The sequence below is a fragment of the Streptococcus sp. 1621 genome, assembly GCF_013276615.1.
Taxonomy (GTDB): Bacteria; Bacillota; Bacilli; order Lactobacillales; family Streptococcaceae; genus Streptococcus.
In genome coordinates, this window is sequence record NZ_VMLJ01000030.1 from 1 (window position 1) to 11,248 (window position 11,248).

Sequence of the window (11,248 nt, forward strand, 5' to 3'; positions counted from 1 at the left end):
TTACTTTGAGAAGTTAGCCACAAAATAAAAAAATAAAAAAATTTCTACAAGTACTTGACAAATAGATTGAAATATCTTAAAATGAAAATGGTTACAGAGTTATTAATTATTTAAGCTTCATGTCACCATTAAAAATTGAAATAAAAGGATGTTATCACTAATACAAGTGAGCAGGAACCTATTTAATCACATCGGAAGAAGTTTCTTGATGTTTTTAAGTAGGTTCCTTTTATTTTAAAAGGGAAATTTTATGATCATAAAACGAATACTAAACCACAATGCCGTAATTGCGCAAAGTAAAAAAGATATCGATATTCTTCTTTTTGGAAGGGGAATAGCTTTTGGAAGAAAAATTGGAGATAAAGTAAATCCAATTGATATTGAGAAAAGTTTTTTTCTCAAAAATAGAGATAATATGACCCGTTTTACAGAGATGTTTATTAACGTTCCTTTGGAGTTGGTGTACATCACCGAAAAAATAATTAATCTAGGTAAAATAACATTGGGTAATAATTTTGATGAAATTATCTATATTAATTTAACGGATCATATTTCTTCGAGCATAGAACGTTATAAAGAAGGGATTATTATTTCGAATCCCCTACGCTGGGAAATCTCGAAATATTATAAAGAAGAATTTGAGCTTGGGAAAAGGGCTTTACAAATAATAAAAAAAGAGTTAGGTATTGAACTTCCAATTGACGAAGCTGCATTCATAGCGCTACATTTTGTTAATGCTAATTTAGAAAATAATTTTCAAGAGTCGTATAAAATCACTGAAATAATTATGGGAATTGAGAAAATCATTCAAGATTTCTATTGTACTGAGTTTAACCAAGATTCTATTGATTATTATAGATTCATAACTCATATAAAATTATTTGCCCATCGTTTGGTTGAAAATACAACTTATTGTGACGATGATGATGAAGACTTGTTAGCATTAATGAAAAATAAATATCCTAGGGAATATGAATGTGGTAAACAGGTGGCAATGTTTATACAAACTGAGTACAATTATTTGCTGACTTCTAGTGAATTAGTTTATTTGATGGCTCATATTCGTCGCTTAACAAAAAATTTAGATTAATAGAATAGGAGAATACCATGAGTTATAAAGATACGGTACAAAAAATCCTCGATGTAATTGGAGGCGAAAAAAATGTCAATAGAGTTACCCATTGTGTAACACGTTTAAGATTAGAATTAAAAGATGAAAATTTAGTCAATGATGATGATGTGAAGAAGATACCAGGTGTAATAGGTATTATGAAAAAGAATGGGCAATATCAAATTATACTTGGTAATGATGTAGCCAATTATTATAAAGAATTCATTAAACTTGGCAATTTTGAAACAGATTCAGTTGATCAAGGGCACAAAGGGAATATTTTAGAAAGAATCATTGAATATATCGCTGGTTCCATGACTCCAATCATTCCAGCAATGTTAGGGGGAGGTATGTTGAAAGTCTTGGTAATCATTTTACCAATGCTTGGTATATTGCAATCAGATTCTCAGACTATTGCTTTTTTGACATTTTTTGGGGATGCTCCATATTATTTCTTACCGCTGTTATTAGCTTATTCTGCATCACAAAAATTAAAAGTAACATCTACATTAGCTATGTCTGTAGCAGGTGTACTTCTCCATCCAAATTTTGTTCAAATGGTGCAATCAGGGAATCCTCTTAGTTTATTTGGTGCACCTGTGACACCAGCTAGTTATGGTTCATCAGTCATTCCAATTCTTATTATGGTTTGGTTGATGAAATATATTGAAAAAATGATTGCTAAATTAACACCAGCTGTTACTAAGAGTTTTTTGCAACCTACGCTAGTATTATTAGTATCAAGCTGTATTGCCTTAGTTGTAGTCGGACCTATTGGAGTAATTGTTGGTCAAGGATTATCAAATCTAGTTGGGCAAATGTATGGTGTAGCTGGATGGCTTACATTAGCTATTCTTGGTGCTATTATGCCATTTATTGTTATGACTGGAATGCATTGGGCTTTTGCACCTATTTTTTTGGCGGCATCTATTGCTACTCCAGACGTATTAATTCTTCCAGCAATGTTAGGGTCAAACTTAGCTCAAGGAGCTGCTTCGATGGCTGTTGCATTAAAGAGTAAAAATAATAATACAAAACAAATTGCTTTTGCAGCAGGTTTCTCAGCCTTACTTGCAGGGATTACCGAACCTGCATTATATGGTGTGACTTTAAAATATAAAAAACCACTTTATGCAGCTATGATTGGTGGTGGATTAGCGGGATTATTTGCAGGTCTTACTAGTGTTAAAGCCTATCTATTTGCTGTTCCATCTTTGATAGCGTTGCCTCAATTTATTTATTCTGATGTACCATCAAATATTGTAAATGCTTTAATTGTGGCGGTCATTTCTGTTGTTATTACCTTTGTCTTGGCTTATATATTTGGAATCGATGAAGAAGAGAGTTCTAGCCATTTAGAAGTTGAGGCTAGAGTTTCAAATAAAAAAATGGTATTTTCTCCTATATCAGGAGAAATCATTCCGTTAAGTGATGTCCAGGATAAAACATTTTCAGATAAACTTATTGGAGACGGAGTAGCGATTATCCCAAATGAGGGTAAGGTTTATGCACCATTCGATGGGGAAATTACAAATATTTTTCCGACTAAGCACGCAATTGGATTGAAGAGTGATGAAGGTGTTGAGTTACTAATTCATATTGGATTAGATACTGTTGAGCTAAAAGGTCAAGGTTTTATTAGTCATGTAGAAGAAGGAGACAGAGTTTTCAAAAATCAGTTGATTTTTGAAATGGACTTAAATTTAATCAAGAGTAAAGGCTACGAAACAGTTACACCAGTAATTGTAACGAATACCAACGATTTTCTAGATGTATTAGTATTACCTAATAATCAGACAATCGAGCATTCTAAGGAATTACTGGTAATATTATAATGGAGGAAAGTTATGGCCATTTTTCCAGATGATTTTCTTTGGGGTGGAGCTGTTGCAGCTAATCAAGTAGAGGGAGCATATAATGAAGATGGTAAGGGATTATCAGTTCAGGATGTGTTACCCAAAGGTGGATTAGGAGAAGCAACAGAAAATCCTACAGAAGATAACTTAAAACTGTTAGGTGTTGATTTTTATCATAAATATAAGGAAGATATATCCTTGTTTTCTGAAATGGGCTTTAATGTTTTTCGTACTTCTATTGCATGGAGTAGAATTTTTCCAAAAGGAGATGAGGAAGAACCTAACGAAGCTGGTTTGAAATATTATGATGAATTGTTTGATGAGCTACATGCTCACGGGATAGAACCACTTGTAACTCTTTCACACTATGAGACTCCATTATATTTAGCAAGAAAATATCATGGATGGGTTGATAGGAGAATGATTCATTTTTATGAAAAATTTGCTCGAACAGTTTTAGAAAGGTATAAAGATAAAGTTAAATATTGGCTTACATTTAACGAAGTAAACTCTGTTTTGGAATTACCATTTACTAGTGGAGGAATAGATATACCTAAGGAGAATCTTTCGAAACAAGAATTATATCAAGCTATACATCATGAATTAGTTGCCTCGAGTTTGGTTACAAAAATTGCTCGTGAGATTAATTCAGAGTTTAAGGTGGGATGTATGGTATTAGCTATGCCAGCTTATCCAATGACTCCAAATCCAAAAGATGTATGGGCGACTCATGAGTATGAGAATCTAAATTATCTATTTTCAGATGTGCATGTTAGAGGTTATTATCCGAATTATGCAAAAAGATATTTTAAGGAACATGACATTAACATAGAGTTTGCAGCTGAAGATACAGAGTTATTAAAAAATTATACTGTAGATTTTTTATCGTTTAGCTATTACATGAGTGTGACTCAATCTGCTCTTCCAACACAGTATAATTCAGGAGAAGGGAATATTATTGGTGGTTTAGTAAATCCTTATTTAGAGTCTTCTGAGTGGGGATGGCAAATTGATCCAATTGGACTACGTATAATTTTAAATAGATATTATGACCGTTATCAAATCCCATTATTTATAGTAGAAAATGGATTAGGTGCTAAAGATCAACTAATAAAAGATGAATTTAATAACTTAACCGTCCAAGATGATTATAGAATTCAGTATATGAAAGAACATTTATTGCAAGTAGCTGAAGCTCTACAGGATGGTGTTGAAATTATGGGCTATACGTCTTGGGGATGTATTGACTGTGTTTCTATGTCCACTGCACAACTTTCTAAAAGGTACGGTCTCATTTATGTTGATCGAAACGATGATGGAAGTGGTACATTAAATCGATATAAGAAAATGTCTTTTACTTGGTATAAAGAAGTGATTGAATCAAATGGAGAATCCTTATTCAAATAGTTTTTTATTGATGACTAACTATTATCACGGTTAAGGCAAAATCTCATTAAATATGAAATAAAGAGATTTGGAAGACATCAAATTCTAAACCTCTTTATTTTATAGGGGGATTAATTAATTTAATTTTGTTACAGAGAGCCGATTATAAATAGTTAACTTAGGATAGATTGGTTATATATAGTAGACTGAATCTAAAATAGTACGAAACAATTGCTAAAACATTTATAGAAATTAATTTTACTTTCCCAATCGATTTGTTCTCATCTTATTTCAATCCGCTATAAAGTTAGATAAGAATAAGCTAACAAGCAGAAGTGAGATAGGTCTTGCAAGAATGGTAAAAATCTGATAAACTAAGTAGTAATTGAATAGAAATCCGCAAGACTAGTAACTCAAGGGAAGTATATCAGGGAGGAGAGCCGTGACTGCAAGCTCTCTATATGAAAGCTGGGTGAATTCACTTGCGCATGGATTTAGAAATGAAGGTCTGACTTGTCAGATGAAAACGGATGGTACCGCGTGTCAACGCTCCGAGTGGAGTTTTTGGCATGTGGTTTTCTTTTTATCTACGAGAGACTGATGGAGGAATTATGTCAACTATTGAAGAACAATTAAAAGCGCTTCGTGAAGAAACGCTGGCTAGCTTGAAGCAGATTTCTGCTGAAAATGAAAAAGAGATGCAAGATTTGCGTGTCTCTGTCCTTGGTAAAAAGGGTTCGCTCACTGAAATCCTCAAAGGGATGAAAGATGTCTCTGCTGAGATGCGTCCAATCATTGGGAAACACGTCAATGAAGCTCGTGATGTCTTGACAGCTGCTTTTGAAGAAACAGCTAAGCTCTTGGAAGAAAAGAAAGTCGCGGCTCAACTGGCTAGCGAAAGTATCGATGTGACACTTCCAGGTCGTCCTGTTGCGACTGGTCACCGTCATGTCCTCACACAAACCAGTGAAGAAATCGAAGATATTTTCATTGGGATGGGTTACCAAGTCGTGGATGGTTTTGAAGTAGAGCAAGACTACTATAACTTTGAACGTATGAACCTTCCAAAAGACCACCCAGCTCGTGATATGCAGGATACTTTCTATATCACTGAAGAAATCTTGCTCCGTACCCACACGTCTCCAGTTCAGGCGCGTGCTATGGATGCCCATGATTTTTCTAAAGGTCCTTTGAAGATGATCTCGCCAGGGCGTGTGTTCCGTCGTGATACGGACGATGCGACTCACAGTCACCAGTTCCACCAAATTGAAGGCTTGGTTGTTGGGAAAAATATCTCTATGGCAGATCTTCAAGGAACCCTGCAGTTGATTGTCCAAAAAATGTTCGGTGAAGAGCGTCAAATCCGTTTGCGTCCATCTTACTTCCCATTCACAGAGCCATCTGTTGAGGTGGATGTTTCTTGCTTCAAGTGTGGTGGAGAAGGCTGTAACGTATGTAAGAAAACAGGTTGGATCGAAATTATGGGGGCCGGTATGGTTCACCCGCGTGTCCTTGAAATGAGTGGTATCGATGCGACTGTTTACTCTGGATTTGCCTTTGGTCTTGGACAAGAGCGTGTAGCTATGCTCCGTTATGGAATCAACGATATCCGTGGATTCTACCAAGGAGATGTCCGCTTCTCAGAACAGTTTAAATAATGATTAGAAAAGTAGAAATGGCAGATGTTGAGATGTTGGCTAACATAGCCAAACAAACCTTTCGTGAAACATTTACCCATGATAATACGGAAGAGCAGTTACAGGAATACTTTGAAGAGGCTTATAGTCTGAAAACTTTGTTAACTGAGTTGGGAAATCCTGACTCCGAAACCTATTTCATTATGCATGAAGAGGAGATAGCTGGTTTTCTCAAGGTCAACTGGGGAAGTGCTCAAACTGAGAGAGAATTAGAGGATGCTTTTGAAATTCAACGCCTCTATGTGCTACAAAAATTCCAAGGATTTGGATTCGGTAAGCAACTGTTTGAATTTGCTCTTGAACTTGCTACAAAAAATAGTTTTTCTTGGGCTTGGCTAGGTGTTTGGGAGCATAATACAAAAGCTCAAGCGTTTTATAACCGATATGGTTTTGAAAAATTTAGCCAACATCATTTTATGGTTGGTCAAAAAGTAGATACGGATTGGTTGCTGAAAAAGAAATTAAGGTAAGAAGAGGATTCTTCTATTGAAATGATAGGAAAGGAAAAGAACCAGAGGGACAACTGTCATTCTGGAGAATTAAATTATGCTTGTATCTTATAAATGGTTAAAAGAATTGGTGGACATTGATGTGCCATCACAAGAGTTGGCTGAAAAAATGTCAACTACAGGGATCGAGGTAGAAGGTGTCGAATCACCTGCTGCTGGTCTCTCAAAAATTGTCGTCGGTGAGGTCTTGTCTTGTGAAGATGTGCCAGAAACTCACCTCCATGTTTGTCAGGTTAACGTTGGCGAAGAAGAAGCCCGTCAAATCGTCTGTGGTGCACCGAATGTGCGTGCTGGTATCAAGGTTATGGTGGCTCTTCCAGGAGCTCGCATCGCTGACAATTACAAGATCAAAAAAGGGAAAATCCGCGGTCTTGAGTCACTTGGGATGATCTGTTCACTTGGTGAACTGGGAATTTCTGACTCCGTTGTGCCTAAGGAATTTGCAGATGGCATTCAAATCTTGCCGGAAAATGCCGTTCCTGGGGATGAAGTCTTCTCATATCTAGACTTGGATGATGAAATCATCGAACTTTCTATCACACCCAACCGTGCGGATGCCCTTTCTATGCGTGGGGTGGCTCACGAAGTGGCAGCCATCTATGACAAGGCGGTCAACTTTAAAGAATTTACTCTAACAGAAACTGACCAAGCTGCAGCAGATGCTCTTTCTGTGGGCATTGAGACAGACAAGGCGCCTTACTATGCCGCTCGTATCTTGGACAATGTGACTATCGCACCAAGTCCACAATGGTTGCAAAACATTCTTATGAATGAAGGTATCCGTCCAATCAATAACGTAGTGGACGTGACCAACTATATCCTTCTCTACTTTGGTCAACCTATGCACGCCTTTGACTTGGATACCTTTGAAGGGACAGACATCCGTGTGCGTGAAGCGCGTGCTGGTGAAAAATTGGTGACTTTAGATGGTGAAGAACGTGACTTGGACATGAATGACTTAGTTATCACTGTCGCAGACAAGCCAGTAGCCCTTGCAGGTGTCATGGGCGGTCAAGCAACAGAAATCTCTGAGAAATCTAGTCGTGTCGTCCTTGAAGCTGCAGTCTTCAACGGAAAATCAATCCGCAAGACTAGCGGACGTCTCAATCTTCGTTCTGAGTCATCTTCTCGCTTTGAAAAAGGTATCAATGTGGCAACTGTTAACGAAGCCCTTGATGCGGCAGCTAGCATGATGGCAGAACTTTCAGGTGCGACGGTTCGTAAGGGCATCGTTTCAGCGGGTGAACTTGATATCTCTGATGTGGAAGTTTCTTCAACTCTTGCAGACGTTAACCGTGTCCTTGGAACTGAGCTTTCTTATGCTGATGTAGAAGACGTCTTCCGTCGTCTTGGCTTTGGTCTTTCTGGAAATGCAGACAGCTTTACAGTCAGCGTCCCACGTCGCCGTTGGGATATCACCATCGAAGCGGACCTCTTTGAAGAAATCGCTCGTATCTATGGATATGACCGCTTGCCAACCAGCCTTCCAAAAGACGATGGTACAGCTGGTGAATTGACTGCCACACAAAAACTCCGTCGCCAAGTTCGTACGATTGCTGAAGGAGCAGGTTTGACAGAAATCATCACCTATGCTCTAACAACTTCTGAAAAAGCAGTTGAGTTTACGGCTCAACCAAGTAACCTTACTGAACTCATGTGGCCAATGACAGTGGACCGTTCTGTCCTCCGTCAAAATATGGTTTCAGGTATCCTTGATACTGTTGCCTACAACGTGGCTCGTAAGAACAAAAACTTGGCTCTTTACGAGATAGGAAAAGTCTTTGAACAAACAGGCAATCCAAAAGAAGAACTTCCAAATGAAATCAACAGTTTTGCCTTTGCCTTGACAGGATTGGTTGCTGAAAAAGATTTCCAAACAGCAGCAGTTCCAGTTGATTTCTTCTATGCTAAGGGAATCCTTGAAGCCCTCTTTGCTCGTTTGGGACTCCAAGTAACTTATACAGCAACATCTGAAATTGCTAGCCTCCACCCAGGTCGTACAGCTATGATTTCACTCGGTGACCAAGTTCTTGGTTTCCTTGGCCAAGTGCATCCAGTCACTGCCAAGGCCTACGATATTCCAGAAACGTATGTAGCTGAGCTCAACCTTTCAGCCATCGAGGCTGCTCTTCAACCTGCTGCTCCATTTGTGGAAATCACTAAATTCCCAGCAGTTAGCCGTGACGTTGCCCTCCTTCTCAAGGCAGAAGTGACTCACCAAGAAGTTGTAGATGCTATCCAAGTTGCCGGTGTGAAACGTTTGACAGATATCAAACTCTTTGACGTCTTCTCAGGAGAAAAATTGGGACTTGGTATGAAGTCAATGGCTTATAGCTTGACCTTCCAAAATCCAGAAGACAGCTTAACGGACGAAGAAGTCGCACGCTACATGGAAAAAATCCAAGCATCACTTGAAGAAAAAGTCAATGCAGAAGTGCGTTAAACGATAGTAGGATACAAATTCCCCCTCTGGTTTATGAACACTAGAGGGGGAATTTTATATAATCCTCAATGAAAATCAAAAAGCAAACTAGGAAGCTAGCCGTAGGTTGCTCAAAACACTGTTTTGAGGTTGTAGATAAGACTGACGAAGTCAGTAACCATATGTCTAAGGTAAGTCGACGCTGACGTGGTTTGAAGAGATTGTCGAAGAGTATAAAATAATTAAAATGTGATTTCTGTAAAAATACATCTATGATCAGAGTTTTGAAAACTTACAATGTCTAAATTTTTAACATAGTAGTGGTTTTTAGGCAATAAAATATGATCTATTGTTGCATTAAAAAGTTTTGGACTTTGGCTATTCCAAGTTCCTCTTTCAAAAGGTGGAAGTGCATTTAATGCGTCCCTATGAGAGCTTATTTTTGCAAGCGCTCCATGACGCATAGTTGCATTAAAATCACCTGCAATAATAGCCTTTGGATATTTTGAAGCCAGTTGATTATGAATGATATTTAAGTCTTGCTTCCAGATTTCCATTAAACCTGGCAGAGGAGGAGCAGTATGCAAAGCAATGATATCTGGTATATTTTGTTTTCTCGAATGTAATAGAATTGTCCCAAACCGTGTTGTATGGAAAGTTTTAGCTTCTGTATAGAAACCATAACTTTTCTTGACAATCACAGTCACAGGAGCTATTCCACTGTCAGTAGGTGGAGAAGTAAAAATATCATAGTTGGCCATAGAAAGTCCAACTTGATGAAACAATAGTTTGATTCTCTGGTTTTCTTGCTCACCTCTGATATTGGTAGCTAGTTCAGGGAATATAGCAATATCGGCATCAAAATGGCTAAAAATTCGCTCAATATGTTGTGCTTCTATTGATTAGCGATGTTCCAAGTTACTAATTTTAAGGTTTTAGTCTTATTTGATGTGGAAGAAAGGGTTTTATCTGTTCCGAATAATAGTAATATGAGCGATAATAAGAGCAAAATGCCAGAGTAAAACCGTATTTGTTTATTTTTCTTGTAAAAAGATAGGGAAAAAAATACGAAACTTAAAATAGGAAGCCATAGTTGCAGTAGCTAAGGGGAAGGCATAAATCTGTGCCAAGATAGGTCTGGTAGATAGCCAAATATTAAGATTAGAAGATGGGAAAAAAGAATAAGCTATGATAGGGATAGCGAAGAGAATGACAGAAAGGGCAGAAAGAAATGTTTTAATCATTGTATGAGTACCTCAATTTGCAATGGTTGCTCGGAGCTAATGTGACTTTGTGACTTTACTTGATTGATATTCTTTTTCTTGTCTTCCTCATAGATTAAGTACAACCCAAGTAAAAAAGTCCAATTTAAGATTGAAATGATTAAAAGGCACAGAAATGCAAGACAATTATACTACAAAAGGCAAACATTTGACAATCGATAGTCGTTGCTTAATCGAACGATGGAAAAAAGGGAAAATCAAATAGAGAAATTGCCTCTCTACTTGGAAAAGCTCCTCAAACTATCCATACTGAAATCAAGCGTGGGACAGTCCGAAAATGTCTTGGAAAAGGGCGCTTCAAAGAGGTTTATTCTGCCGACTATGCTCAACAGTCTTATGAAAATAATCGCAAGCGCTCGGTCAAAAAATCAAGCTTGACCAAGGAACTAAAGGAAAAGATTCTCCACTATCATAACCAAAAATTTTCGCCTGAAATGATGGTGATGGCTAAAGGGGATAACGTGGGAATTTCAACCATTTACTATTGGATTCATCATGTAAAATTAGGATTGTCAAAACAGGATCTGCTTTATCCTAAGAAAAGGAAAAGCGCTTAAGAAACAAGCTAGCACCAATTTTAAACCCGCTGGTCAATCCATCGAATCATAATTCGCTCATTTTTTCAAAAAATACATAGACGTAAAAGAAAGAGGGTTAAGAGATGGAGAATAGTGCTATTGGGAGTAATTGGAAGGATGTCCGCTCTGAACTATTTAGCAAGGAGGAAATTCTTGAAAGTGATATGTGAGTGGCTATCATGAGTGAGTTAATTGCAGCCAGACACGAGCAAGGACTCAGCCAGAAAAAGCTAGAGGAACTTAGTTGGAGTGAGTCAACCTGTCATAGCTAGGATGGAAACAGGAAAGACAAGTCCTCAGTTGGATACAGTCTTGAAAGTTTTAGCCAGTTTAGGAAAGACACTAGCAGTCGTCCCACTTGAACAGGAAAAGAGTTGATTAGAGTAGACTCATACTCAATGAAAAT

The 11,248-nt window shown here is 37.6% G+C and carries 6 protein-coding genes and 3 pseudogenes; 8 read left to right on the forward strand and 1 reads right to left on the reverse strand.

The annotated features are described in order from the left end of the window. Positions 1-250 precede the first annotated feature (250 nt). From HT697_RS06880 to pheT, 6 genes are all read left to right on the forward strand, one after another. Entirely contained in the window at positions 251-1,090 is an 840-nt protein-coding gene (locus HT697_RS06880) for a PRD domain-containing protein (RefSeq protein WP_061631244.1), read from the forward strand. Positions 1,091-1,107: 17 nt separating this feature from the next. Beyond that, positions 1,108-2,946 carry a beta-glucoside-specific PTS transporter subunit IIABC gene (locus HT697_RS06885; RefSeq protein ID WP_061631243.1) on the forward strand — a complete coding sequence of 613 codons (1,839 nt, stop codon included), beginning with the start codon at positions 1,108-1,110 and terminating at the stop codon, positions 2,944-2,946. A 12-nt stretch (positions 2,947-2,958) separates the two neighbouring features. Beyond that, the gene (locus tag HT697_RS06890) at positions 2,959-4,374 is read left to right on the forward strand and encodes a glycoside hydrolase family 1 protein (protein WP_173219837.1); all 1,416 of its coding nucleotides are present in this window, start codon (positions 2,959-2,961) and stop codon (positions 4,372-4,374) included. Between the two features lie 590 nt (positions 4,375-4,964). Beyond that, positions 4,965-6,011, forward strand: coding sequence for a phenylalanine--tRNA ligase subunit alpha (gene pheS, locus HT697_RS06895; RefSeq protein WP_049524320.1), 1,047 nt, complete (start codon positions 4,965-4,967; stop codon positions 6,009-6,011). Beyond that, complete coding sequence (locus HT697_RS06900; RefSeq protein WP_173219840.1) at positions 6,011-6,520, forward strand: N-acetyltransferase; 510 nt, start codon at positions 6,011-6,013, stop codon at positions 6,518-6,520. The genes pheS and HT697_RS06900 overlap by 1 nt, the downstream gene beginning before the upstream one ends. 76 nt (positions 6,521-6,596) lie before the next feature. After that, a complete protein-coding gene (gene pheT / locus HT697_RS06905; protein ID WP_173262635.1) occupies positions 6,597-9,002 on the forward strand; it encodes a phenylalanine--tRNA ligase subunit beta in 2,406 nt (801 codons plus the stop codon). 221 nt (positions 9,003-9,223) lie between these two features. On the opposite strand, the pseudogene HT697_RS06910 reads toward pheT, so the two are convergent. Next, positions 9,224-10,225: pseudogene (locus HT697_RS06910) on the reverse strand (endonuclease/exonuclease/phosphatase family protein). A 154-nt stretch (positions 10,226-10,379) separates the two neighbouring features. Between HT697_RS06910 and HT697_RS06920 the strand changes: the two are divergent. Beyond that, a pseudogene (locus HT697_RS06920) lies at positions 10,380-10,867 on the forward strand (IS30 family transposase); the annotation flags it as partial. A 58-nt stretch (positions 10,868-10,925) separates the two neighbouring features. Then, positions 10,926-11,220: pseudogene (locus HT697_RS06925) on the forward strand (helix-turn-helix transcriptional regulator). Positions 11,221-11,248 lie beyond the last annotated feature (28 nt).